At 70.1% G+C, this 24,323-nt stretch carries 17 protein-coding genes; 9 read left to right on the plus strand and 8 right to left on the minus strand.

Annotated features, from left to right (window positions below; genetic code table 11):
- The first annotated feature begins 125 nt into the window (after nucleotides 1-125).
- Nucleotides 126-5,582 (plus strand): ATP-binding protein, encoded by a 5,457-nt coding sequence (locus tag ACTWM8_RS09480; protein WP_446213462.1) that lies wholly within the window; start codon nucleotides 126-128, stop codon nucleotides 5,580-5,582.
- Between the two features lie 783 nt (nucleotides 5,583-6,365).
- Here the strand turns inward: ACTWM8_RS09480 and ACTWM8_RS09485 are convergent.
- Nucleotides 6,366-6,944 carry a hypothetical protein gene (locus ACTWM8_RS09485; protein WP_446213463.1) on the minus strand — a complete coding sequence of 193 codons (579 nt, stop codon included), beginning with the start codon at nucleotides 6,942-6,944 and terminating at the stop codon, nucleotides 6,366-6,368.
- 593 nt (nucleotides 6,945-7,537) lie between these two features.
- On the opposite strand from ACTWM8_RS09485, the gene ACTWM8_RS09490 reads away from it, so the two are divergent.
- The gene (locus tag ACTWM8_RS09490) at nucleotides 7,538-7,867 is read left to right on the plus strand and encodes a hypothetical protein (protein WP_446213464.1); all 330 of its coding nucleotides are present in this window, start codon (nucleotides 7,538-7,540) and stop codon (nucleotides 7,865-7,867) included.
- A 436-nt stretch (nucleotides 7,868-8,303) separates the two neighbouring features.
- Nucleotides 8,304-9,404, plus strand: coding sequence for a hypothetical protein (locus ACTWM8_RS09495; RefSeq protein ID WP_446213465.1), 1,101 nt, complete (start codon nucleotides 8,304-8,306; stop codon nucleotides 9,402-9,404).
- A gap of 845 nt (nucleotides 9,405-10,249) precedes the next feature.
- On the opposite strand, the gene ACTWM8_RS09500 is transcribed toward ACTWM8_RS09495, so the two are convergent.
- Together ACTWM8_RS09500 and ACTWM8_RS09505 are read right to left on the minus strand one after the other, a co-directional pair.
- Nucleotides 10,250-10,624, minus strand: coding sequence for a YciI family protein (locus tag ACTWM8_RS09500; RefSeq protein WP_446213466.1), 375 nt, complete (start codon nucleotides 10,622-10,624; stop codon nucleotides 10,250-10,252).
- Nucleotides 10,625-10,863: 239 nt separating this feature from the next.
- A complete protein-coding gene (locus tag ACTWM8_RS09505) occupies nucleotides 10,864-11,928 on the minus strand; it encodes a transposase (RefSeq protein ID WP_446213467.1) in 1,065 nt (354 codons plus the stop codon).
- Nucleotides 11,929-13,062: 1,134 nt separating this feature from the next.
- Between ACTWM8_RS09505 and ACTWM8_RS09510 the strand changes: the two genes are divergently transcribed.
- Nucleotides 13,063-13,482, plus strand: a complete 420-nt coding sequence (locus ACTWM8_RS09510; RefSeq protein ID WP_446213468.1) for a DUF2267 domain-containing protein — start codon at nucleotides 13,063-13,065, stop codon at nucleotides 13,480-13,482.
- 1,066 nt (nucleotides 13,483-14,548) lie between these two features.
- Here ACTWM8_RS09510 and ACTWM8_RS09515 read toward each other — a convergent pair.
- The 3 genes from ACTWM8_RS09515 to ACTWM8_RS09525 all read right to left on the minus strand — a co-directional run bounded on the left by ACTWM8_RS09515 (nucleotide 14,549) and on the right by ACTWM8_RS09525 (nucleotide 17,318).
- Nucleotides 14,549-14,857, minus strand: coding sequence for a TetR family transcriptional regulator C-terminal domain-containing protein (locus ACTWM8_RS09515; RefSeq protein WP_446213469.1), 309 nt, complete (start codon nucleotides 14,855-14,857; stop codon nucleotides 14,549-14,551).
- 129 nt (nucleotides 14,858-14,986) lie between these two features.
- Nucleotides 14,987-16,510: a glycerol kinase GlpK gene (gene glpK, locus ACTWM8_RS09520; protein ID WP_446213470.1), complete on the minus strand. Its 1,524-nt coding sequence runs from the start codon at nucleotides 16,508-16,510 to the stop codon at nucleotides 14,987-14,989.
- 40 nt (nucleotides 16,511-16,550) lie between these two features.
- Nucleotides 16,551-17,318: an IclR family transcriptional regulator gene (locus ACTWM8_RS09525; protein WP_446213471.1), complete on the minus strand. Its 768-nt coding sequence runs from the start codon at nucleotides 17,316-17,318 to the stop codon at nucleotides 16,551-16,553.
- Nucleotides 17,319-17,512: 194 nt separating this feature from the next.
- On the opposite strand from ACTWM8_RS09525, the gene ACTWM8_RS09530 reads away from it, so the two are divergent.
- The 4 genes from ACTWM8_RS09530 to ACTWM8_RS09545 all read left to right on the plus strand — a co-directional run bounded on the left by ACTWM8_RS09530 (nucleotide 17,513) and on the right by ACTWM8_RS09545 (nucleotide 22,135).
- Entirely contained in the window at nucleotides 17,513-18,346 is an 834-nt protein-coding gene (locus ACTWM8_RS09530; protein WP_446213472.1) for an MIP/aquaporin family protein, read from the plus strand.
- Between the two features lie 46 nt (nucleotides 18,347-18,392).
- Entirely contained in the window at nucleotides 18,393-19,907 is a 1,515-nt protein-coding gene (gene glpK / locus ACTWM8_RS09535; RefSeq protein WP_446213473.1) for a glycerol kinase GlpK, read from the plus strand.
- Between the two features lie 82 nt (nucleotides 19,908-19,989).
- On the plus strand, nucleotides 19,990-21,714 hold the full coding sequence (locus ACTWM8_RS09540; protein ID WP_446213474.1) for an FAD-dependent oxidoreductase: 1,725 nt from the start codon (nucleotides 19,990-19,992) through the stop codon (nucleotides 21,712-21,714).
- A gap of 25 nt (nucleotides 21,715-21,739) precedes the next feature.
- Nucleotides 21,740-22,135 carry a hypothetical protein gene (locus ACTWM8_RS09545; protein WP_446213475.1) on the plus strand — a complete coding sequence of 132 codons (396 nt, stop codon included), beginning with the start codon at nucleotides 21,740-21,742 and terminating at the stop codon, nucleotides 22,133-22,135.
- 59 nt (nucleotides 22,136-22,194) lie between these two features.
- Here ACTWM8_RS09545 and ACTWM8_RS09550 read toward each other — a convergent pair whose 3' ends face one another.
- A complete protein-coding gene (locus tag ACTWM8_RS09550; protein ID WP_446213476.1) occupies nucleotides 22,195-23,220 on the minus strand; it encodes an LLM class F420-dependent oxidoreductase in 1,026 nt (341 codons plus the stop codon).
- A 16-nt stretch (nucleotides 23,221-23,236) separates the two neighbouring features.
- Entirely contained in the window at nucleotides 23,237-23,653 is a 417-nt protein-coding gene (locus ACTWM8_RS09555) for a nuclear transport factor 2 family protein (RefSeq protein ID WP_446213477.1), read from the minus strand.
- Nucleotides 23,654-23,729: 76 nt separating this feature from the next.
- Between ACTWM8_RS09555 and ACTWM8_RS09560 the strand changes: the two genes are divergently transcribed.
- Entirely contained in the window at nucleotides 23,730-24,293 is a 564-nt protein-coding gene (locus ACTWM8_RS09560; protein ID WP_446213478.1) for a PadR family transcriptional regulator, read from the plus strand.
- The last annotated feature ends 30 nt before the right edge of the window (nucleotides 24,294-24,323 follow it).

The raw sequence follows: 24,323 nt of genomic DNA on the forward strand, positions 1-24,323 counted from the left end.
TGACGGGTGGGTGGTTCGGTGATAGCGCCATGGCGCTCCCGGCCGGCAGGCGGAAGGGTAACCACTACCGGGAGCCGTCGTCTCGCGGCGCGCACGCCATGGGTCTACCAAAAGGGGTCAATCGGGTGTTCAACCGTGTCGCCATCGTCAACCGTGGTGAGGCTGCCATGCGGCTCATCCACGCCGTCCGAGAGTTGGCTGCGGAGACCGGCGTCCCGATCGAGACCGTCGCTCTGTACACCGACGTCGACCGCACCGCGACCTTCGTGCGTGCGGCGGACATCGCCTACGATCTCGGTCCGGCGTCCGCCCGCCCGTACCTCAATCTGGTGGCGCTGGAGCGCGCGCTGACGGAGACCGGGGCCGACGCCGCGTGGGTCGGCTGGGGTTTCGTCGCCGAGGATCCGGCGTTCGCGGAGCTGTGCGAGAAGATCGGGGTCACCTTCGTCGGGCCGAGCGCGGAGGCCATGCGCCAGCTCGGCGACAAGATCGGCGCGAAGCTGATCGCCGAGGAGGTCGGTGTGCCGGTCGCGCCGTGGAGCCGCGGTGCCGTCGAGACTGTGGATGCCGCCCGGGCGGCGGCGGCCGAGATCGGCTACCCGCTGATGCTGAAGGCGACCGCGGGCGGTGGCGGGCGCGGCATCCGGGTGATCAGGAACGAGGACGAGCTCGCCGACGCGTACGAGCGCACCAGTCAGGAGGCGGCGCGGGCGTTCGGCAGCGGCGTCGTGTTCCTGGAGCGCCTGGTCACCGGGGCCCGGCACGTCGAGGTCCAGGTGATCGCCGACGGGCAGGGCACCGCGTGGGCGCTCGGTGTCCGCGACTGCTCGGTGCAGCGACGCAACCAGAAGGTCATCGAGGAGTCGGCGTCGCCGGTGCTCAGCCCGGCGCAGGCGGCCGAGCTCAAGGCGTCGGCCGAACGGCTGGCCGTGGCGGTCGGTTACCGGGGCGCGGCGACCGTCGAGTTCCTGTACCACCCCGGCGACGGGGTGTTCGCGTTCCTCGAGGTCAACACCCGCCTGCAGGTCGAGCACCCGATCACCGAGTTGACCACCGGGTTCGATCTCGTCAAGGCGCAGCTGCACGTCGCCTCCGGTGGGCGACTCGACGGCGAGCCGCCGGCGGAGCGCGGGCACGCCATCGAGGCCCGGCTGAACGCCGAGGACCCCGACCGCGACTTCGCGCCGTCGCCGGGTCGGATCGCGCGGCTGGACCTGCCCACCGGCCCGGGGATCCGGGTGGACACCGGCGTCAGCGAGGGTGACACCATCCCGGCCAACTTCGACTCGATGATCGCCAAGATCATCGCGTACGGCCGCGACCGACACGAGGCGCTCGGCAAGCTGCGCCGGGCGATGGCGAACACCACGGTGATCATCGAGGGTGGGGCGACGAACAAGAGCTTCGTCCTCGACCTGCTCGACCAGCCCGAGGTGATCGACGCCAGCGCGGACACCGGCTGGATCGACCGCGTCCGAGGCGAGGGCAGGCTCGTCGCGCACCGGCACTCCGCGGTCGCGCTGGCCGCCGCCGCCATCGAGGCGTACGAGGAGGAGGAGCGCGTCGAGCGGCAGCGGCTGCTGTCGACGGCGTCCGGCGGGCGCCCGCAGGTGCAGCACCGCAGCGGCCGGCCGCTCGACCTCAAACTGCGCGGCGTCACCTACCGCATGCGCGTGGCGCGGGTCGGCGCGCACCGGTTCCGCGTCGGCATCGAAGCGGGCTCCGCCGTACGCACCGCCGACGTCGAACTTGACCGCTTCGACCGGCACACCGGCCACATCGTCGTCAACGGCTCCCGGTACCGCCTGCTCACCGGCACCCACGGGCCCACCCACCTGGTCGAGGTGGACGGCGTGACGCACCGGGTCAGCCGCGACGAGGGCGGTGTCGTCCGTTCCCCCATGCCCGCGCTGGTCGTCGCCACGCCACTGGAGGCCGGCGACGAGGTCGAGGCGGGCGCGCCGGTGCTGGTGCTCGAAGCCATGAAGATGGAGACGGTGCTGCGGGCGCCGTTCCGGGCGCGGCTGAAGGAGTGCGCCGTCTCCGTGGGCAGCCAGGTGGAGGCCGGTGCGCCGCTGCTGCGGCTGGAGCCACTCACCGACGGGGCCGCCGAGACCGCGAGCGGCCCGGCCGCCGTTCCCGTCGAGCTGGACCTGCCCGCCGCGTCCGAGGACGTTCCGGCGTACCGGCGCAGCAGGCGCGGCCGGGAGGACCTGCGCGGCCTACTGCTCGGCTTCGACGTCGACCCGCACGACGACCGTCGAGTGCTCGACGATTACCTCACCGCGCGGCGGGCGGCCACCGAGGACGGCCACCGGCCCTTGGCCGAGGAGCTCGACCTGGTCACCGTGTTCGCCGACCTCACCGAGCTGAGCCGCAACCGGCCGACGGGCGAGGACGGCGACGGCCACGTCTACAGCGCCCGCGAGTACTTCCACACATACCTGCAGAGCCTCGACATCGAACGGGCCGGCCTGCCCGGTTCGTTCCAGGCCAGGCTCGCCAAGGCGCTCGGGCACTACGGGGTCACCGACCTGGAGCGCTCTCCCGAGCTCGAAGCCGCCGTGTTCCGGATCTTCCTCGCCCAGCAACGGGCGTCCGCCGACGCCACGGTCGTCGCGACGCTGCTGCGCGCGTGGCTGCGGGAGCCGCCGCCGGACGAGACGCTGCGCGAGCCCGCCGGCCTCGCGCTGGAGCGGCTGGTGGCCGCGACGCAGGTCCGCTTCCCGGTGGTCGCCGACCTCGCCCGCGGCGTGGTGTTCGCCTGGTTCGCCCAGCCGCTGCTGCGCCGCAACCGCGCCCGCGTTTACGCCCAGGTCCGGGGCCACCTTCGTCACCTGGACGCGCACCCGGACGCGCCGGATCGCGCCGAGCGCATCGCGGAGATGGTGCGCAGCACCGAGCCGCTGGTCCGGCTGCTCGGCCAGCGGCTCGTGCGCGACTACCTCGACAACACGGTCATGCTGGAGGTGCTAACTCGGCGGTACTACGGCAACAAGGCGCTCACCAGCGTGCGTGCCCGCGAGGTCGCCGGCTGCCGGTTCGTGGTCGCCGAGCGCGCGGACTCCAGCGTGGTCTCCACCGCGGTGAGCTTCGACGCGCTGGGCAGCGCGCTGCGCGGGCTCGCCGAGCTGGCCAGCGACGAGGACGCCGTCGACGCCGACATCTACCTCGGCTGGGAGGACCAGCCGGAGGACTTCGACGCGATGGCTGCCGCGCTGCTCGAGGTCATCACCGCGCACCCGCTGCCGCGGGTCCGCCGGCTCACCACCACCGTCGCGGGTCGCGGCGGCGCGGTGATGCACCACCACTTCACCTTCCGCCCGTCGGGCACGGGGATCACCGAGGACCGGCTGATCCGCGGCCTGCACCCGTACATCGCGCAGCGGATGCAGCTGGAGCGGTTGCACAAGTTCGACCTGACCCGGCTGTCGTCGTCGGACGAGGAGGTCTACCTCTTCCAGTGCGTGGCGCGGGAGAACCCGTCCGACGAGCGCCTCGTCGCGTTCGCCCAGGTGCGGGACCTGACCGAGCTGCGCGAGCAGGACGGTCGACTGGTCGCGCTGCCGACCACCGAGGACGCCATCGCCACCTGCCTCGACTCGATCCGCCGCGCCCAGTCGCGGCGACCGTCGAAGACGCGCTTCACCACCAACCGGATTGTGGTCTACGTCTGGCCGCCGAATGAACTCACCCGCGAGGAGATGGAGATGATCGCCGGGCGCGTGCGCCCGACGACCGCGGGCGCCGGGCTGGAGGAGATCCTGTTCATCGCGCGGCAGCGCGACCGCCGGACCGGCGAGCTGACCAAGATCGCCGTACGGATCTCCTTCGACGCCGCGGGCGGCGCCGAGCTGACCGTCGGCGAACCGCCGGTCGAGCCCGTCGAGCCACTCGACGAGTACCGGCTGAAGGTGCTGCGCGCGAGCAGCCGCAACACGGTGTACCCGTACGAGCTGACCGGCCTGCTCGGGAACTTCGTCGAGCACGACCTCGACGACCACCACGCGCTGGTGCCGGTGGACCGGCCGAGGGGGCGCAACAGCGCCGCCATCGTCGCCGGGGTGGTCACCACGCCGACCGCGCGGCATTCGCAGGGTGTCGCCCGGGTCGTGCTGCTCGGCGACCCGACGAAGTCGCTGGGCGCCCTGTCGGAGCCGGAGTGCCGGCGCGTGATCGCCGCGCTGGACCTGGCGGAGCGGATGCGGGTGCCGCTGGAGTGGTGGGCGCTGTCCGCCGGGGCCCGGATCTCCATGACCTCGGGCACCGAGAACATGGACTGGGTGGCCGCGGCGCTCAAGCGGATCGTCGAGTTCACCCAGGCCGGCGGCGAGATCAACATCGTCGTCGCGGGCATCAACGTGGGCGCACAGCCGTACTGGAACGCCGAGGCGACGATGCTCATGCATACCCGGGGCGTCCTGGTGATGACGCCGGACTCGGCGATGGTGCTCACCGGCAAGCAGTCGCTCGACTTCTCCGGTGGGGTGTCCGCCGAGGACAACTTCGGCATCGGCGGCTACGACCGGGTGATGGGACCGAACGGGCAGGCGCAGTACTGGGCGCCGAACCTGACCGCCGCGCGGGACGTGCTGATGTCGCACTACGACCACACGTACGTCGCGCCCGGCGAGAAGGCGCCGCGCCGGGCGAGCACCACCGACCCCGTGGACCGCGACATCTCCACCTTCCCGCACGACGTGCCGGGCAGCGCCTTCGGCACCGTCGGCGAGATCTTCTCCGCAGAGGCCAACCCGGAACGCAAGAAGCCGTTCGACATCCGGACCGTGATGCGGGCGCTCTCCGACCAGGACCACCCGGTGCTGGAGCGCTGGGCGGGCATGGCCGACGCGGAGACCGCGGTGGTGCAGGACGTACACCTCGGAGGCATCCCCGTGTGCCTGCTCGGCATCGAGTCACGAGCCGTGCCACGGCGCGGCTTCCCGCCCACCGACGGCCCGGACACCTACACGGCGGGAACGCTGTTCCCCCGGTCGTCGAAGAAGGCGGCGCGGGCGATCAACGCGGCCAGCGGCAACCGGCCGCTGGTGGTGCTGGCGAACCTGTCGGGCTTCGACGGCTCACCGGAGTCGATGCGCAAGCTGCAGTTGGAGTACGGCGCCGAGATCGGCCGGGCGATCGTGAACTTCCGCGGGCCCATCGTCTTCTGCGTGATCTCGCGGTACCACGGCGGCGCGTTCGTGGTGTTCTCGAAGGCGCTGAACCCGAACATGACCGTCCTCGCGCTGGAAGGCTCGTACGCCTCGGTCCTCGGCGGCGCCCCCGCCGCCGCAGTGGTGTTCTCCGCCGACGTCAACGCCCGCACGGCGGCCGACCCCCGGGTGCGGGACCTGGAGGCCCGCGCCGCGGCCGCGGCCGGCACCGCACGCGCCGCGTTGACCGCGGAACTCGACGAGCTGCGCTCCTCGGTGCGCGCGGAGAAGCTCGGCGAAGTCGCCACGGAGTTCGACCGCGTGCACAACATCCAGCGCGCCGTCGAGGTCGGCTCGGTGGACGCCGTCATCCGCGCCGCCGAGCTGCGTCCGCGCATCATCGACGCCATCGAGTCGCGGCTGCTTTGATCCCTGCCTGGCCGGGGACTTCCACCAGGGAGTCCCCGGCCTCCCGCCGGTGACGCCTCAGCCGCCCGCGGTTGACCGCCTGCTGCACCGAGCTGGAGAACGCTCTCGTTGCTCTGTTGTGGTGCCGATGACGGTAGTGGCGCGGTCCTACCGGCAGGAGATCTTCGACGGCCTGCGGGATCGCGGTGTGATCGTTGATCACTTGTTCGGGCGGCTGCCACGACGGCAGGCTGAAATCTCTACTCCACCATAATACGGAGGTTTGAGGTCTCCCTGTGCAGGCCATCTGGTAGCTGCTTCCCCGGTCAGCCCGTCTGGCGTTGTCGGTTCGCGTCGGCGTCAGCGGGTGGTCTTGGCTGTATGGCTGGCTGTACAGCGAGCGGTTCGCGGGATCTCCTCGGTCAGGCACGCTTGTCCCTGCGCGAGGGGAGCCCGGCCCACCCGCCTTCGGGGGATCTCTTAGGGAAGGCCGGGGTGTGGGGCGGAGCCCCACGGTTACCGGGTGGGCGGAAGGATTCCGTCGACGGTGTATCGCTCTCCTTCGTCGCCTTGGAGGTCGGCCCGCAGGTCCTCGGCAAAGGCTTCCGAACTCCCGGTAGGGGTCGCTGCTGAATGACCCTTGATGTTGATGCCACCTTCGAACCAGGTCAGCGAAACCTGGACGACAGCCGCTGGCCGGCACCCGACATGTCGGGTGCCGGCCAGCGGCAGATCCACTCATGGGCGACGGCTGACCCGGCCCTGCCGGGACAGCACCCCGGCGTACGGATGAACCGGCTCAGGTCAGGCGACGTAGCGACGACGCCGTTGCCCGAGAAGCAGTACGAGGCCGACCATGATGAGACTGCCGCCCACGGCAGTGAGCTTGCCGAGCGTCGGACCGGAGATCGCCGCGCCGGTCACCGGCAGGCTGGGGCTGGGTGTCCCGCCGGTCGCCGGGCAGGTCTGCGCCAGGTCGAATGCTCCGTCGGTACCCGTGATCACCGCCGTGGCGTTGGTGAGCGCGAACGGATTCACCAGCTCGCCGGTTGCGGACAAGCCGGCTGGCGTCCTGATCCACGCCCGGTCGCCGACGATCGCACGGTCACCGGCGGGCGTGGTCGTGATGGTCTCCGTGACGGGGCCACCCTCCGTGGCGAACTCGATGGTCAGTGAGGTGAAGGTGCCCTGCTGCGCGGCCCGCAGGGCGAAGACCCAGACGTCCTCGCCCGGGAAGGGGCCACCACCGAGGTTTGGGTCGCACCTGTGAGTGCCGAACGCGGCCGCCGTCGTGCCGGTGTCCGCCGGATCGATGTTGATCGTCGTGCCACCCCCAGCCCACGCTGGTGCGGCAGACCCAAGGCCGATCACGGCGGCCAGCACAGTGGCCGCCGCAAACCGGATGAATGATGGTTTGGTCAATGAAATCCCCCCAGACAGCGTATTTCTGTTAACACCTAGTGAAGTGGGGCGCGACCCGATGCCAGGTAACCACGGATGACGGCTGCGGACTGCCAGAATCGAGCTCTATCCATCGAGGGCCAGAGGGCCGTGATAGGCCATCTGCGAGCTGCGACTCCGGGGAAAAGTTTCCCGGACCAACCGATGTAGCAGCTCGGCCGCAGTCACCGCGCTCGTTCCGGTGATGGCCCGTGCGGCGTCGGACGCAGGGGACATCAGCACGATCCCGCAGGCGACGTTGAGGGTGAGGTGGAGCAGTTGTCAGCACTGTTGAGTGGGACGGAATTGGGTGAACCCTCGCGGCCGGTGCCAGGCCGTAGATCTGTCCAGGCCGCACTACCACTCTCCCGGAGAAGACCGAAGTAGTCAGGCATCGCTGCTCCTCGCCTGGCTGGCTGCCGGCTGCCGGCTGTCGTCTCGAGCTCGCTGAGCCGACCGCTGAGAGCCTCCGATCCTGGCTCGGGGGGCAGGGAGTCGGTGAATGGCGCGCCCAGTACGAGGCCAGTGCGTCGGAGTTGCTCGATCTGCTCGATTTCACCAGGCTGCGACGACGAAGCCTTTTAAAGGCGCTCCTTGAATCGGGCCGGATTCAGGTCGATTTGACTGGCCCCGTAGGGCCGATTGCCGGTCGACTCACGTTGGAGCCTAAGCGAGGAGAGCCGTCACCGGCTCCGCTGTGCATTTACGCTCAGGACGAGGAAGTGGCCACCACAGCGCCGCACGATCACGCCGATCTCGATGCGATCCTCAACACCGGACTAGACATTGCGGTTGCGATTGAAGAAATCGACGGCGCCACGCAACTGATCGTCACTACTCCCTTGGCATCTGACGGAGCCGACTGAGGGTGGGTTCACCGCCACCGGCGACTCGTTGCTGAGGACTTAAGCCGCAGGTAGACGGTCGGCTTGGTGACGTGCCGTGCAAGCGGAGGGAGCCGTCCTACTCGTGAACCTCCCACCGGCGGCGACCCCAGCGTGACCCCAACCGGCCGCAAAACCAGCACGGCTGGCACCGGAGCCGAGCGGGCCACAGTGAGGTCTGCGGACTTGACCATAATGCGGAGACAGCACTCTTAATCCGCTGGTGCGTCAGCAATCCCCGAAGATCACGATCGGGCCCCGATCGGGAGTCGGGTCCGACCGGGCCGTTGACGGCCCGGTGCATCTCCCGTGTGCTGTGCGCGGGCAGGACGCCCGGATCGGGGGAACGACGATGGAATCCACGGCACCGGGACCGGCACCCGTTACGCCGCCGGGACCGCACCGACTTCGGGGATGGTTGGCGGTCGCGCTGGCCGGGGTGCTGGTCGGCGGGGCCGCCGGGGTCACGGTCTGGCGGACGAGCGCCACCCGGTCACCGGCATCCGCCGAGGTCGCCGCCCCGGTCACGGCCCGGGAACTCCTCGCCGGGCTGCCCGGCCGGCTGCTGCCGCCGGCCACGCCGACCGCCCTGCCCACCGACCGGGCCGTGGGACGGGGAGCCCTGCTCTACCAGATCAACGACCCCGATGGCTTCGACGTGGCGACCGGCGCCTTGCCTCGACGGCCGATGTATCTGGTGACCGCCTCCAGTGAACAATTCGGCGTCGGGCTGGCGGCCACCATGGGCGAGTTCAGTCAGGCGCTCTCTCCGGACGGGCGGTGGTTCGCCCAGCGCCGAGACGGGCAGTGGTGGATCCGCGACCTCACCGGGATCACCGAGCGGGCCGTCCCGCCCGGGTACGAGTTGCGGCAGTGGTCGACCGACGGACGGGCGTTGCTGCTCGGGCAACCCTCCGGCGCCGGCGAGGTGTACGCAGCGTTCACCCTGCCCGGTGGGGGGCTGCGCCCGCTGGCGTTACGCGGGACGCCGGGCCGCCGGATGCTGGCATTCCTGGACGGGCGTGAACTGGCCACCGCGGAGTTCAACGTCGGCCCGAACGCCCGGCCGCACCGCCAGCTCACCATCGCAATTCAGGACGTCGACGGCCGCACCGCCCGCTCGGTGTCGCTCGCCACCACCCAACAGGTGGGCTCCGGCGACATCCGCAACGCGCTCGTCCCGCTCGTGCGCGGCGGCGGCGATCCGCCGGCGGTGTGGGCTCTGGTCACCCGGCGGGAGGAGGTCCCGACCGCCCAGCCGGAGGGGGCGCGGGCGGTGCCCCCCATGACGTTGGTCGGGGTCGATCTGCGGTCCGGCCGACCGGCCGGCCGGATCGACCTCGTGGTGCCCGGGGGTGGCGAGGGCGAGAGCTTCCTCGGTCTCGCCGGCACCGAGGTCCTCCTGCAGCGCTGGGCCGCGGACGGCGGTGAGCTGGTCGCCGCCGACCCGGCCACCGGCCGGCGTCGGGTACTGACCTCGCTGCCCGACCATGCGCGGGTGATCGTCCCCGGCGACTAAGGGGCCGGGGCCTAGACGCGGTGAGGCCGCTACGTCAGCAAGAAATCAGCAAGAGGTTCGGCGGCATCTGTCATTCGGCGACATCTGAAGGTATCCGGCCAGCACCTGACGGCAACAGACGGCAGCGGCTAAACCGCGACGGCAGGTGAGATCGACATTCACACCGAAGAGGTCACTGGTTCGATCCCAGTATCGCCCACGCAGGTCAAAGGCCACTTCACGGGTTCGGGAGGTGGCCTTTCGTCCTGGCACCGCCGAGAGGGCGGCTGACGCCGGAGGGCGGAGTCGTGGTCATGCCACTTCCCGCCGATGGGTCATGTCCTTTCGTGGTCATGGACCTGATGAGTGGCTGGCACGGGTGGGGAGTCTGGGGTATCGGCATCCGGCGGGTTGCCGCAGGCTGTCCCCACCCGTGGAGGTGCGCGAATCCGGGCCATCGTGGACGGCAGGGAAGGCCGTGCTGGGCCGCTCAGCGGATTCAGGGAACCGGCATGGTGGCCGGTGCGATCGAGAGCCGGCGAGACGTGGCCCGCACCAGCGGCAGGAAGGCCGCTCGGCATCTCCGAAGTCGAGTCCCGCGATCCGGCAGGAAGGCCGTGCTGCGTGCTCGACGAGCGCCAGAGTAGCACCGGGTGTCGACACGTCAACTCGCCGTGATCCCTCGGGCCGGGCGGTTGCGGGGGTCGGCCAGGCCGGAGGACCCGGGCTTCGTCCCACGCCCGATCCCGGGGGTGACCGCCCCGCGTCTCCAGTTCAGGTCGAGGCGCAGACCCGCGTCGTCAACCGCGGCCACGCAAGTCTCGCTCTAACTGGCGGGTCTCCCTCGACCAGTCGTCGTCGGGATGTCACCCTCGCCTGTCAGCCTGGCGGAGCATCGCGTCTTGTTCGGGGTCGGGCATGAGCTCCCGGACCTCTTGCGCACAGCGGCAAGCAACGGCGATCTTGGCAGCCCACGCCAGCGCCTCCTCGCGTGAGGCCACGTCGACGATCGAGAACCCGCCAATGACCTCCTTGGTCTCCGGGTAAGGGCCGTCGGTGACCATCCCGTCCGTGGCCACGACGCTCGCCCTCTGGCGTTCGAGTCCGGCGCCGAACACCCACACGCCGGCGCTCACCGCCTCCTGGACCACCGCGTGCGAGGCCTTGCCCACGTCGGGCATCTCCTCGTCGGGGATGTGGTCCATCGCGCCGTCATTAAACGAGATCAAGTACCGGGCCATCCCATGACTCCCTTGTCCCGGCGGCCTCGTCCGGCCGCCTCTCGCCTGTTCTACGATCGACTCGCCCCGGATCCGACGCTATGCCAGAAGAATTTTTCACGCGACCCCCGCCCCTCGGCGCCTGCGGGCGTCATGTCGCCCCTGTTCGCGGAGATCATCGCCGCCCCCACCGGCTACGAGTAGTCCCACCGCACTTGTCTGGCACCCCTCTGTGTCAAGAGGCCGCGGCGAGGGTTGTTCTAGGCTGGGCTGTGGCGGGTCCGGGAAGTGACTTTTCCGAAGTGTCGATCTCGGGGTTCAGGTCGGCCGCGCTGGATTGCAGAGTCGCCCCCGCGTGTCCTCCCGGACCCGTCCTGACCAGCTTCGCGTCGGCCACCATCTGCCGGTAGACGATGTCGGACAGCCGCCGCTTCAGTGCCCGTAGGGGCCTCCATTGGGGTCTTGCCCGCGGCCAGTCTGCGCCGGTAGTAGCGGCGCCCTTCGGTGTCACGGCGGAGCTGGACGATGGCCATGATGTGCAGGGCCCGGTTGATGCGCCGGTTCCCGGCTCTGGAGAGCCGGTGCCGGTTCTGGTCGCCGGACGAGGCGTCGATCGGTGCGGTGCCGTTCCACGAGGCGAAGTGGGCGCGGCTGGTGAACCGGGCGATGTCTGCGATGTCGCCGATCAGGCGGGCGGCGCCGGACGGTCCGATGCCGGTCAGGTCCATCAGCCGGCTTCCGGTGCTGTTGACCAGGTCGGTGAGCTCCTGTTTCGCGGTTTTGATCTTCTTGTCGATGACGACGAGTTCGCCGATCAGCTCGGAGGCCAGCCGGCGGCGGGTCTTGCCGACCACGTCGCGCGGGCGCACGGTGCCCAGCAGGGCGCGGGCCTGCTGGGCGGACAGGTCCTTTTTCGCGCCGTCGGGCACCAGTTCGAGTAGCAGGTGGTGCAGCCGGGAGACCACGTCGGTGCGGGCGCGGCCGAGCTGGTCACGCCGGTCGACCAGCAGCCGTAACGCGACTGTGGTGTCGTCGGTGACGACCTGCCGCAGACCTTCGGTGCGCAGGGCGACCACAGCGACGCTGCGGGCGTCGACCGGGTCGGTCTTGCGGCCCTGGCCGGTGGCGAACACCCGGGCCCGGGCGGACAGCTTCGCGGGAACGTCCACGACGGTCTCGCCGTCAGCGACCAGGCGTTGAGTGCCCAACTGAACGGCGTTGAGGCTAGCTGAGCAGATCACCGTCCGGCTTGCAGGGAGGATCTTGACCTGCGCCGCAGCGTCCGAGTCGTCGAATAGCGTCGAGGCGGTTGGTCTCCATGCCATCAACGGTGTGCATAGTGGTCAAACCGGTGAGCAGAGCTGACAATCTACCGCGCGACCTGGTCAAGCCATCCCGTTGTCACAGGGATAGCTTGACCAGGCTCAAGCGCACCAGGTGCTGCCGGTGGGGCCTGGTTGGTCAGGGCCTGTAACGTCCATCCGGAGGGCAGTATTGAATCATGCCAACCCAAGTGTTACCATCCCGGCCGTGCCGGTTCCAATAGTCGTTGGCACAATCGCCGCTGTATTTCGCGATAAGATGGCCGTCATAGGTGCTGACTCGCAAGACTAGTCCCCCGGAACAGCTACCATATTGGGTCCGGAGGATATTCCTGGTCTCATTTATCTGCCAGCATTTCCAGATCTCTCCTCCTCCTAGGTCTGCCGAGGCCGCCGAGGGCGCCGCCAGCGGTGCCGCGATGAACATCGCAGCCCCGACGAGTCCGAGGGCTAACTTTTTCACTTCGAATCCTCTCATTTGAAGTGTGATGCTTTGATCGGTGCGAGTGGATGAATGGTATGCGCGTCGAATGGGGTGTGAGTTGACGCCTGACGCCAGGGGGTTGACTATCCATGCCGCACCGTCCGACGTGGTCGACGACGGAGGTGCCAACGGTCCTCCGGACAGGGGCGCAAAGGTTGCGCCCCGGGATGCGGACACGGCGTGGCGGGAAGTCGGAGACGGCAGACGCTGTCCCACCTAGGCGGCGGGCCGGCGCGGTGCTGAACGGGGCTACAGCTACGACCAGGCGAGGCCGGAGGCAGCCATGAGGCAGCAAGCGCTTTGATCCGGGTGGGTACGAGCCGGCAGAGGACGCCTAGCGTCAGCTGCTCGACCGCAATGGTCGGCAACGATCGGCACGAGTCGACGAGGTGTGTCCAGCTCCCCCCAGCGGGGGTCGGAGCCTCGTCCCGACCTGATTGCCGTACAGCGCAGAAGTACAGCAACCCACCCAACCGCTGGAGCCTGAGCCCAGCCGGCCAGAGCTTGTGACCTGCGCACGCAGCCGCCAGCAACCGCCTCGCGGGCAATCCATAGCTTCAGGGCGACCCCGAGGACCGAGACCAGGTCGAGGAGGCCGTTTCACCGTGAGGGGCGCGGGTAGACGATGGCCTGGTCGGACAGGAGGCTTCAAGGTGAATTACGGCGAATTCGTAGAGGTTGTGGCAAGGCGTGCCGGGGTGCCGTCAGAGAAGGCGGAAGCCGTCAGCCGCGCGACTTTGGAAACGTTGACCGACCGGGTCACTGCCGGTCAGGCGAGCAACATCGCCGGGCAGCTTCCGAGAGAGCTGCGGCAGCATCTGCACAAGACCACCACCGCTATTGGGTCGCAGAACGCCGAGCCGTTCGGGCTGGACCAGTTTGTCGAGCGGGTGGCGAGACGTGCCGGGGTCGATGTGCCGATGGCCGATGCCGGTATGCGGGCCGTGCTCAGCACCATCGGGGAGGCCGTGAGCAAGGACGAGTTGGAGGACCTGGTTTCGCAGCTCCCGAAGGAGTTCTGGGAAATCATTCAGGCCGGCGCGGGGGTCGAGGTCAGGCCGCGCGGCGCATAGTGGAGGGTTGCCCCAGCTCCGACTAAGTGTTGTGGCAGCCCACAGCCGCATGATCGTTCCTTGTGCCGAAGAGGTCGCTGGTGCCCCGCGCGACCCGTAGGACGTGCCAGATCTGTGCCAGGTCGACAGGTCATGTCGGGGGATTGACGGGGACTGACGGAGAGAGTGGATGGCTGGCCGCAGGTCAGCGCCACGCCAGGTCAAAAGAGTTCGGGAGATCCCTGGCAGTGTGGGGGTCAGTCTTCGGGGGAGCTCGCCGACCATGCGCGATGCACAAAAGAGGCCCCCGGGAGAACCGGGGGCCTCAGCGGTGTTACCTCAAGTGTCAGCAAGAGAACAACCAGAAAGGGAAACGCCCTCCAGGCACCGCAAGACCTACGATACCAGTGAAGATCCAATTCGGTGTTGTCCGAATGGACACCGAGCAGCCAACCGAGCAGCCAAACCGGCGAACAGGTGCGGACGAGGGCGGACAGGGGCACCAGTTGGTGCGTGCCGAGTGCGCGTGAGAGCAGGAGCCAGGAACGAACTGGCCGGCACACTGCATCGAAGGTTCCTCGGCTGGACCCGAGAGGCCGACGGGATGGCGCCAGCAGTACAGCAGCGAAGTACAGCAACCGTGCCAGCCACACTGGACCGGGACGAGCCCTGCCAGGCCGGATGACGTCTGACGACGCCTGATCCAACCGGCTCGCCACGAGTTCACACCGAAGTGGTTACCCATCCGGCGCGTGGGCGCTGAGCAACGTCAGATACCAACTCGCTGGCTGGGTCGCGCCAGCGGTGTGGCGGGTCATAGGTGGCCGTCTCTGCGCGCACCTGTCTGTCAGTCCGGAGTCGTCCTGCTCTCTGGAAGATCAGTCTCAGCGCCACCGCCCTGACCAGCTGGCGAGCGGGATCTCTCGGCTGAACCTCGTCGGGCACCGCCGAACGCAAACGGTGAGGGGACCGTACGCGGGTGCGATCACCGGAAAAGTCCCCGTCCTACGGCCCGGTCTCGAGAGCCAGCTGGGCGTACGTCAATGACAGCAACCGATACCGAAAGCCAGGCAAGGGAGCCTCTCGCTCAGCGCAGGCCGGCCGCCCAGCGTGCATTGCGGACGAACGTGCGGCGGGTGACGTCGGGGTCGTCGAGGAAGCAGCCGACCATAAGGGCGTCGCGCAGCATGGCGAGGGTCTCGGCCTTGGTGTCAACCTCGTCGCGGCCGGCCTCGGCGAGCAGGCGCCGCAACTCGGTGTGGAACCAGGCGCGGTGCTTGTTGATTACCTGGCGCACTGAGCTCTTTGGGTCGGGGAACTCGCCGGCCGCCTTGATGAACGGGCAGCCGCGCGTGTGGTGCCGGTAGGCGTCGTCGGCGATCCCTTCGATGGCCATCTCGATTGCATGGTCGGCAGAGACGGCGCGGCCAAGCCCCTCGTTCCAGGGAGCTCAACACGTACTGGTGAGCACCGAGGTCGGAAGCGCGGCGATCGAGGCCCAGGTGGAGATCTGCGCCGTGATGGGTCATCCGTTGCCGGTTCGGGCCCCAGGCTTGATCCAGTCGAAGGTGCGCTCGACCGCGCGCTGCCAGTTGTCCCGCTCCTCGGCCCGGACGGCGTTGTCCATCTGGGGCACCCACCGGGAGGCGAGGTGCCAGTTGCTGCGCAGTCCCTCCAGGTCGGGCCAGTAGCCGACCGCCAGCCCGGCGGCGTACGCGGCGCCGAGGGAGACCGTCTCGGCGACCATCGGGCGCACCACCGGCACCGCGAGCACGTCGGCGACGAACTGCATCAGCAGGTTGTTGGCGGTCATCCCGCCGTCCACCCGCAGCGCCGTCAGCGCCAGGCCGGAGTCGGCGTTCATCGCGTCGACCACCTCGCGGGTCTGCCAGCCGGTGGCCTCCAGCACGGCGCGGGCCAGGTGTCCCTTGGTGATGTACGACGTGAGCCCGACGATGAGCCCGCGCGCCTCGCTGCGCCAGTGCGGCGCGAACAGCCCGGAGAAGGCCGGCACGATGTAGCAGCCTCCGTTGTCGTCCACGGTGCGTGCGAGGGTCTCGATCTCCGGCGCGGTGCTGATCAGCTCCAGCCGATCGCGGAACCACTGCACCAGGGAGCCGGTGATCGCGATGGAGCCTTCGAGGGCGTAGACCGCCGGCTGGCCGCTGATCTGGTAGCCGACGGTGGTGAGCAGCCCGTGGCTGGAGTGCACCGGTTCCGTTCCGGTGTTGAGCAGCAGGAAGCTGCCCGTGCCGTAGGTGCACTTGGCGTCGCCCGGCGCGAAACAGGTCTGGCCGAACAGGGCGGCCTGCTGGTCGCCGAGCGCCGCCGCGATCCGCACGCCGGGCAGGACGGCGGTCGCGGTGCCGTACACCTCGGACGAGGAGCGGATCTCGGGCAGCATGGCGGCCGGGATGTCGAAGAAGGCCAGCAGGTCCGGGTGCCAAGTGAGCGTGCGCAGGTCCATCAGCATGGTCCGGCTGGCGTTGGTCACGTCGGTCAGGTGCAGACCGCCGTCGGGGCCGCCGGTGAGGTTCCAGATCAACCAGCTCTCCATCGTCCCGAAGAGCACCTCGCCGCGGTCGGCGCGCTCGTACAGCCCGGGCGTGTGGTCGAGCAGCCAGCGCAGCTTCGGGCCGGAGAAGTACGTGGTCAGGGGCAGCCCGCAGCGCTGCCGGACGTCCTCGGCGCCGGGCGCCTGGGCCAGCGTCTCCACGAGCGCGTCGGTGCGGGTGTCCTGCCAGATGATCGCCGGCGCCACCGGGGCGCCGGTGCGCCGGTCCCACACCACCGTGCTCTCCCGCTGGTTGGCGATGCCGATCGCGGCGACCTGGCCGGCGACGATGCCGGCCTCGGCGAGGGCCCTCGGCACCACCTTGCCGACGTTGCGCCAGATCTCCAGCGCGTCGTGTTCCACCCAGCCGGGCCGGGGGAAGTGCTGTTGGTGCTCCCGCTGCGCCACCGAGACGAGGTTGCCCCGGCGGTCGAACACGATGCAGCGGGTCGAGGTGGTGCCCTGGTCGATGGAGACGACGTAGCTGTCAGTCATTTTTCGTCCTCTCTGGCCTGGCGGGGAGCAGGTGGACGGATCACCAGCGTGCGGCGCCGAGATCCCGGGACACCGCGCGGGCGGCGTCGCGGACGTACGCGACGAGCGTCGGGCGGGGTTGGCCCTGCCCGTCGCAGACGCGGTCGACCGGGCCGGAGAGCCCGATCGCGCCCACGACGAGGCCGCCGTAGCCGCGGATGGGTGCGGCGATACTGGCTTCGCCGAGGGTCATCTCCTCGATTTCGGCGCCCCAGCCGTTGTCCCGGATCTTGGTCAGGGCCTGGTTGAGGGTCCGGGCGGTGACCACGGTGCGCCGGGTGTACGGCTCAGGTTCGCCCTGCATGACGGTGTTGGCGGCGCCGACGTCGTAGGCGAGCAGGACCTTGCCGAGCGCGGTGGCGTGCGGGGGCAGCAGGGACCCGACGTCGAGGGTCTGGAGGGTGTCGTCGGGTCGGAAGACGTGGTGGACCACCAGCACCTTGCCGTCCAGCAGGGTGCCGATGCGGACGGCCTCGCCGCTGCGCGCGGCCAGCGGGTCGGCCCAGTTGATCGAGCGTGAGCGCAGTTCGTTGACGTCGAGGTAGCTGGTGCCCAGGTGCAGCAGCGCCGCCCCGAGCTGGTACTTGCCGGAGGTCTTGTCCTGCTCCACGAAGCCGACGTCCTGCAGGGTGCGGACGATGCCGTGCGCGGTGCCTTTGGGCAGGTCGAGGGACCGGGCGATCTCCCCGATGCCGAGCCGGCCGGAGCTGGCGGCGAGCAGGCGGAGGATCGCCGCGGCCCGCGCGATGGACTGCACCTGACCCGGCATGGGCGGGAATGCTAACGGCATTCCGGCGGCCGCAACAGTGTTCGACATTGTCGACTGGGGTTCGTTGACCCGGCCTCGAGTGTTTCCTACGGTTCACGGCACGGTGACGCCCGACGCCGCAGCGTCACCGACCGGCCCTCCGCTTCCCCCCAACGAAGAGGGCCGTCACCCCCCCACCACCTCTGGAGGCACCCATGGCGCAACGGTTGAAAGTCCCCGGCCTCGTCGGCGAGTTGGCCGCCGAGTTCGCCGGCACCGCGATCCTCATCCTGTTCGGCGTGGGCGTGGTCGCCCAGGTGGCCGCGGCGGGGACCGGAGAGTTCGACAGCATCGCCTGGGCCTGGGGCCTCGGCGTCACGCTCGGCGTGTACGTGGCGGGCCGGATCAGCGGCGCCCACCTCAACCCGGCGGTCACCCTCGCCCTGGCGGTCTTCAAGGGCTTCTCCTGGCGCAAGGTGATGCCGTACGCGCTGGCCCAGACCGCCGGCGCCTTCGTCGCGGCCCTGATCATCCGCTGGAACTACAGCGAGGTGCTGTCCCGGTTCGACCCGGGCCTGACCAGCAAGAGCCAGGGCGTCTTCTCCACCCTGCCGGGCGCCGGTGTGACCGAGTGGGGCGCGCTGCGCGACCAGATCATCGGCACGGCCATCCTGCTGTTCCTCGTCCTGGCGGTCACCGACGCGCGTAACTCGCTGCCCGCCGGCAACCTCGCCCCGCTGATCGTCGGCCTGATCGTGGTGGCGATCGGCATGGCCTTCGCCGTCAACGCCGGCTACGCCATCAACCCCGCCCGCGACTTCGGCCCCCGCCTCGCCTCGTTCCTGACCGGTTACGAAACGGCCTTCCAGGACACCAGCGGATATCCGTACTTCTGGGTGCCCATCGTCGGGCCGCTCGTCGGTGGCGTCATCGGCGCCGGCCTCTACGAGGTGATCATCGGCCGCTTCCTGCCCAGCGAGGACGAGCTGGAGCCGGGCGCCCTGGCCACCGAGAACGCCCCGGCCGAGGGCGAACTCGCCCGCGTCTGACATCGCCGACCCGCATCCCCACAAGAAACCAGAAGGAGACCCCCGAATGGCTGACTTCGTCGGCGCGGTAGACCAGGGCACCACCAGCACCCGGTTCATGATCTTCGACCACGGCGGCAACGAGGTCGGCCGCCACCAGCTCGAGCACCAGCAGATCCTGCCGCAGGCCGGCTGGGTGGAGCACAACCCCCTCGAGATCTGGGAGCGGACCCAGACGGTCATCCAGACCGCGATGAACGAGCGCGGCCTGACCGCCTCCGACCTGGCCGCGCTCGGCATCACCAACCAGCGCGAGACCACGGTCGTGTGGAACCGCCGGACCGGCCGGCCCTACTACAACGCCATCGTCTGGCAGGACACCCGTACCGACCGGATCGCCTCGGCCCTGGAACGTGACGGCAAGGGCGACGTCATCCGGCGCAAGGCCGGCCTTCCCCCGGCGACGTACTTCTCGGGCGGGAAGATCCAGTGGATCCTCGAGAACGTCGACGGGGTCCGCGAGGCCGCCGAGCGCGGCGAGGCACTCTTCGGCAACACCGACACGTGGTTGCTCTGGAACCTCACCGGCGGCACGGACGGCGGGGTGCACGTCACCGACCCCACCAACGCCAGCCGCACGATGCTGATGAACCTGGAGACGCTGGACTGGGACGACGAGCTGCTGTCGTTCTTCAACATCCCTAGGGCCATGCTGCCGCAGATCCGGCCGTCGTCCGACCCGCGCTCGTACGGCAGCACCGTGAACGGCCCGTTCAACGGCCCGGTCCCGCTCACCGGCGACCTGGGCGACCAGCAGGCCGCCACGGTCGGGCAGGTCTGCTTCGCCCCGGGCGAGGCGAAGAACACCTACGGCACGGGAAATTTCATGCTCCTCAACACCGGCACGGAGATCGTACGGTCGGAGGCGGGGCTGCTCACCACGGTGTGCTACCAGTTCGGTGACGACGCCCCGGTGTACGCGCTCGAAGGCTCGATCGCGGTCACCGGCTCGGCCGTGCAGTGGCTGCGCGACCAGCTCAAGATCATCAGTAGCGCCGGGCAGAGCGAGATCCTGGCCCGCCAGGTGGCGGACAACGGCGGGGTGTACTTCGTGCCGGCGTTCTCCGGCCTGTTCGCCCCGTACTGGCGCTCCGACGCCCGCGGCGCGATCGTCGGCCTCTCCCGGTTCAACACCGACGCCCACATCGCCCGCGCCACCCTCGAGTCCATCTGCTACCAGAGCCGTGACGTTGCCGAGGCCATGGAGCAGGACTCCGGGGTGCACCTCGAGGTCCTCAAGGTCGACGGCGGCGTCACCGTCAACGACCTGTGCATGCAGATGCAGGCGGACATCCTCGGCGTGCCGGTCAGCCGGCCGGTGGTCGCCGAGACCACCGCGCTCGGCGCGGCGTACGCCGCCGGCCTGGCCGTCGGGTTCTGGAAGAACACCGACGAGCTGCGCGAGAACTGGAACGAGAGCCACCGCTGGCAGCCCACCTGGTCGCCGGAGCAGCGCGAGACCGGCTACGCGCGGTGGAAGAAGGCGGTCCAGCGCACCCTCGACTGGGTCGACGTCGACTGACCGCCGGCCCCACCCCTCAAGGATCCGGGCGGCCGGCGCCCGTCGCCGGCCGCCCCCACCCCTCCCAGGAGAGAGAAGACGGATGCACTCCGCGACACTGTCACCGGCCGCCCGTGAGCGGTCCCTGGCCGCCCTCAGCAGCGGTCAGGAACTGGACGTCCTGGTGATCGGCGGCGGCGTCACCGGCGCCGGCTGCGCTCTCGACGCCGTCACCCGCGGCCTGTCGGTCGGGCTCATCGAGGCCCGCGACTGGGCCAGCGGCACGTCGAGCCGGTCCAGCAAGCTCATCCACGGTGGCCTGCGCTACCTCGAGATGCTGGACTTCGGGCTGGTCCGCGAGGCCCTGCGCGAGCGGGGTCTGCTCCTGCAGCGGCTCGCGCCGCACCTGGTCCGCCCGGTGCCGTTCCTCTACCCGCTGCGCCACCGGGGCTGGGAACGCCTGTATGCCGGCGCCGGCGTGCTGCTCTACGACGCGATGAGCCTCTCCGGCACCCATGCGCGCGGCGTGCCGGCCCACCGGCACCTGAGCCGCCGCGGGGCGCTGCGCGCCTGCCCGTCGCTGCGGCCGGAGGCGCTGGTCGGCGCCCTGCAATACCACGACGCGCAGGTCGACGACGCCCGACTGGTGACCTGCCTCGTCCGCACCGCCGCCGCGCACGGGGCGCACCCGCTGTCGCGGGCTCGCGTCGTGGGTCTGCTGCGCGAGGGCGCCCGGGTCACCGGCGCGCGGGTGCACGACCTGGAAACCGACCGGGTGTTCGAGGTGCGCGCCCGGCAGGTCATCAACGCCACCGGGGTGTGGACCGACGACACCCAGGCCCTCGTCGGCGAGCGGGGCCAGTTCCAGGTGCGCGCCTCCAAGGGCATCCACCTGGTGGTCCCGCGCGACCGGATCCGGTCCAGCACAGGCCTGATCCTGCGTACCGAGTCCAGCGTCCTGTTCGTGATCCCGTGGGGCCGGCACTGGCTGATCGGCACCACCGACACCGACTGGGACCTGGACAAGGCGCATCCGGCGGCGACCAGCCGGGACATTGACTACCTGTTGGAGCACGTCAACGCGGTGCTGGCCACCCCGCTGACCCGCGACGACGTCGAGGGCGTGTACGCCGGCCTGCGCCCGCTGCTGTCCGGGGAGTCCGAGGCGCCCGCCAAGCTGTCGCGGGAGCACACCGTGGTCAGCCCGGCGCCCGGGCTCGTGGTGGTGGCCGGCGGCAAGTACACGACGTACCGGGTGATGGCGCGCGACGCGGTCGACGAGGCGGTGCGCGGCTTCGGCGCTGCGGTACCCGCCTCCTGCACCGACCGGGTGCCGCTGCTCGGTGCCGAGGGTTACGTCGCCCGGTGGAACCAGCGGCGCCGGCTGGCGCAGCAGTTCGGCCTGCACACCGAGCGCGTGGAGCACCTGCTGCGGCGCTACGGCGCCGCCGTCGACGAGGTTCTGGCGCTGCTGCGGGAGGATCCCACGCTCGGTGAGCCGCTCGACGGCGCGGAGGACTACCTACGGGTGGAGGTCGTCTACGCGGCGTCCGCCGAGGGGGCACTGCACCTGGAGGACGTGCTCACCCGGCGCACCCACATCTCGATCGAGACCTTCGACCGCGGCCTGCTGGCCGCTCGGCCCGCGGCGACACTGATGGCGCCGGTCCTTGGCTGGGACGACGAGCGGGTCGACCGGGAGGTGGCGCACTACGTCGCGCGCGTCCGGGCCGAGCGGGCCGCGCACGAGCAGCCCGACGACGCGGGGGCCGACGCCGTCCGGCTGGGCACGCCCGACGTGGTGCCGGCGGCGGCCATGGCAGCCTGAGCGGGCTCCGGCGGGTCAGCGGGTCTTGCGTGGTGGCCTCTTCGGCGGCCCCGAAGAGGTCACCACGCAGCTGGACCTGGGTGGGCCGCACAGTCTTGGCGATCGTCGTCCACAGTGGTTCGCGCTCTGCGTGCTGGTCACCTGGGCGGTCTACTTCCGCTCAAGGGTCGGCGCCCGGCCCGGGTCTGACCACGAGTACGGGCTGCTCGGCGCGGAGGCCCTGCTGTCGTTGGACTCCGTGGTGGCGGAGCACCTGGCCGGCACGCCCGGGACCGACCTCGGTCCCGACGACATGTTCGCGGTGTTCACCTCCGTGGCGGCGGTAGGCATGCGATCCAAGGCCGACGAGAACTCGTCGACGTTTGCCCATCGGCGCGGCGCCCAGTACCTGCGGCTGGCGAGCAGTCCTTCGCTATCCTGACGCACGTCGGCGAGGGGGTCCCGCGCAGGGAGGTGCCTTCCCAAGGTCGACGCGTGTCGTCAGTCGACCAGCTCGGCGAATTGGCGCAGCTGCCGTGGGCCGCCGGAAACCAGCAGAGTGGTGATCACGGTCTCGCGCCACCGCTGCAGCTCGTCCTTGATCTTTGCGGCCGGACCGATCAGCGCGATGTCCTCCACCAGCGCGGTGGGCACGGCGGCGATGGCCGCCTGCTTGTTGCCCGCCAGGTACGCCTCGGTGATGATGTCGCACTCCCGCTCGTACCCGAGGCGGGCGATGACGTCACGGTGGAAGTTTGCCGACTTGGCACCCATGCCGCCGACGTACAGCGCGACGAACGGCCGGATCCGGTCGGCCGCCCGCTCCACGTCGTCGTCGACGACGATCGGCACTGTCGCGGCGATCTCGAACTCGGCCGGGCCGCGGCGGGCGCCCGGTCGGGCGAAGCCCTCGGCCAGCGCGGCGCGGTAGAAGCCGTCCGCCTTGGGGGAGAAGAACAACGGCAGCCAGCCGTCGGCGATCTCGGCGGCCAGCGCCACGTTCTTCGGCCCTTCGGCGGCGAGGAAGACGGGGATGTCGGTCCGCAGCGGGTGGACGGTGGACTTCAGCGGCTTGCCCAGGCCGGTGCCGCCGCGATGCGGCAGCTGGTAGAACTCGCCGTCGTACTGAACCGGGCCGGTGCGGGCGAGGACGGCGCGGATGATCTCGATGTACTCCCGGGTGCGGGCCAGTGGCCGGGGGTAGGGCTGGCCGTACCATCCCTCCACGACCTGCGGGCCCGAGGCGCCGAGCCCGAGGATGAACCGGCCGCCGGACAGGTGGTCGAGGGTGAGCGCCGCCATCGCGGCGGCGGTCGGCGTGCGGGCCGACATCTGCATGATGTTGGTGCCCAGCCGCACGCGGGAGGTGCTGGCGCCCCACCAGGCGAGCGGTGTCAGGCAGTCCGACCCGTACGCCTCGGCGGCCCAGACGGAGTCGAAGCCGAGGCGGTCGGCCTCCGCTATGGCCTCCGTGACGCCGGCGGGTGGGCCGGAGGACCAGTAGCCGGTGGTGTACCCGAGTTTCATCGCGCGGCCTTCCGTGTCACGGGGCGATGCCGTCGGCGGCGAGACCGGCGACGACCGCCTCGCTCAGCGCGTTGACGGCGGACAGTGGGCGGACCATGACCGTGAACTCCTCGATCAGACCGTCGTCGCCGAGCTGGAGCAGGTCGATGCCGTGGATCTGCTTGCCGCGCACGGTCGCGCGGAAGATGAGGATGTGCGACTCGACCGGTCGGCCCGCCTTGCCGATTTCGGCCTCGCCGGTCAGCTGCCCGACGTACCGGAAATCCTCGAACGTGCGCAGGAGCACGCCGAGGAGCCCGTGGACGGCCTGCGCTCCCTCGAACGGCGTGAACTTCACCGGGCTGAAGAAGCGGACGTCCGGGCTGAACAGCCCGTCGAACGCGCCCAGGTCCCGGGCCTCGACGGCGGAACGGAACCGCTCGACGGTCGTCACGGCGGCCTCCCTATAGTCAACAATAGGAGTAGTCATATCACTGACTATGCAGCGAGGGAAGTGGGAGGTGTGGCCGATGGCGTTGCGCCACGCGGTACTGGCGGCACTGCTTGACGGCGAGTACAGCGGGTACCAGCTGGCCAAGACCTTCGATGTGTCGCTGTCGAACTTCTGGTACGCGGTGCCCCAGCAGCTCTACGCCGAGCTGGCCAAGCTGGAGCGCGAGGGGCTGATCGCCGGCCGACAGGTCATCCAGCGGGACCGGCCCAACAAGCGACTGTTCACGGTCACCGACGCCGGCCTCGCGGAGCTGGCCGCGTTCGCTGCGACGCCGTCGAAGCCGTCGTCCATCCGGGAGGACCTGCTCGTCATGGTCCAGGCCGTCGACCGGCTGGACCCGGCCCCGGTCATCGTCCAGCTCGAGGAGCGCGCGGTCACGGCCGCGGCGAAGGTGGAAATCTTCGATCGGATGCTACAGCGGATGCGTGGCGAGCTGGACGAGGAGACGTTCCTGCGTGAGGGCGACCGGATCGGGCCGTACCTGACGTGTCTGCGCGGCCGCCGGTTCGAGCAGGAGAACCGCGAGTGGTGCGAGCGCGTCGCGGCGCTGCTGCGCGCCCGGGCGCCGCTGCCGGGCTGACCCCGCTGTCAGTGCCATCGGCGCGGCGTA

The sequence above is a fragment of the Micromonospora sp. IBSANI012 genome, from assembly GCF_052814045.1.

What these genes read in the sequence shown, in the direction of transcription:
- ACTWM8_RS09500 (WP_446213466.1), bottom strand. Translation starts at nt 10,624, where the DNA reads ATGGCCCGGTACTTGATCTCGTTTAATGACGGCGCGATGGACCACATC.
- ACTWM8_RS09505 (WP_446213467.1), bottom strand. Translation starts at nt 11,928, where the DNA reads ATGGCATGGAGACCAACCGCCTCGACGCTATTCGACGACTCGGACGCT.
- ACTWM8_RS09515 (WP_446213469.1), bottom strand. Translation starts at nt 14,857, where the DNA reads ATGGCCATCGAAGGGATCGCCGACGACGCCTACCGGCACCACACGCGC.
- glpK (WP_446213470.1), bottom strand. Translation starts at nt 16,510, where the DNA reads ATGACTGACAGCTACGTCGTCTCCATCGACCAGGGCACCACCTCGACC.
- ACTWM8_RS09525 (WP_446213471.1), bottom strand. Translation starts at nt 17,318, where the DNA reads ATGCCGGGTCAGGTGCAGTCCATCGCGCGGGCCGCGGCGATCCTCCGC.
- ACTWM8_RS09530 (WP_446213472.1), top strand. Translation starts at nt 17,513, where the DNA reads ATGGCGCAACGGTTGAAAGTCCCCGGCCTCGTCGGCGAGTTGGCCGCC.
- glpK (WP_446213473.1), top strand. Translation starts at nt 18,393, where the DNA reads ATGGCTGACTTCGTCGGCGCGGTAGACCAGGGCACCACCAGCACCCGG.
- ACTWM8_RS09540 (WP_446213474.1), top strand. Translation starts at nt 19,990, where the DNA reads ATGCACTCCGCGACACTGTCACCGGCCGCCCGTGAGCGGTCCCTGGCC.
- ACTWM8_RS09550 (WP_446213476.1), bottom strand. Translation starts at nt 23,220, where the DNA reads ATGAAACTCGGGTACACCACCGGCTACTGGTCCTCCGGCCCACCCGCC.
- ACTWM8_RS09560 (WP_446213478.1), top strand. Translation starts at nt 23,730, where the DNA reads ATGGCGTTGCGCCACGCGGTACTGGCGGCACTGCTTGACGGCGAGTAC.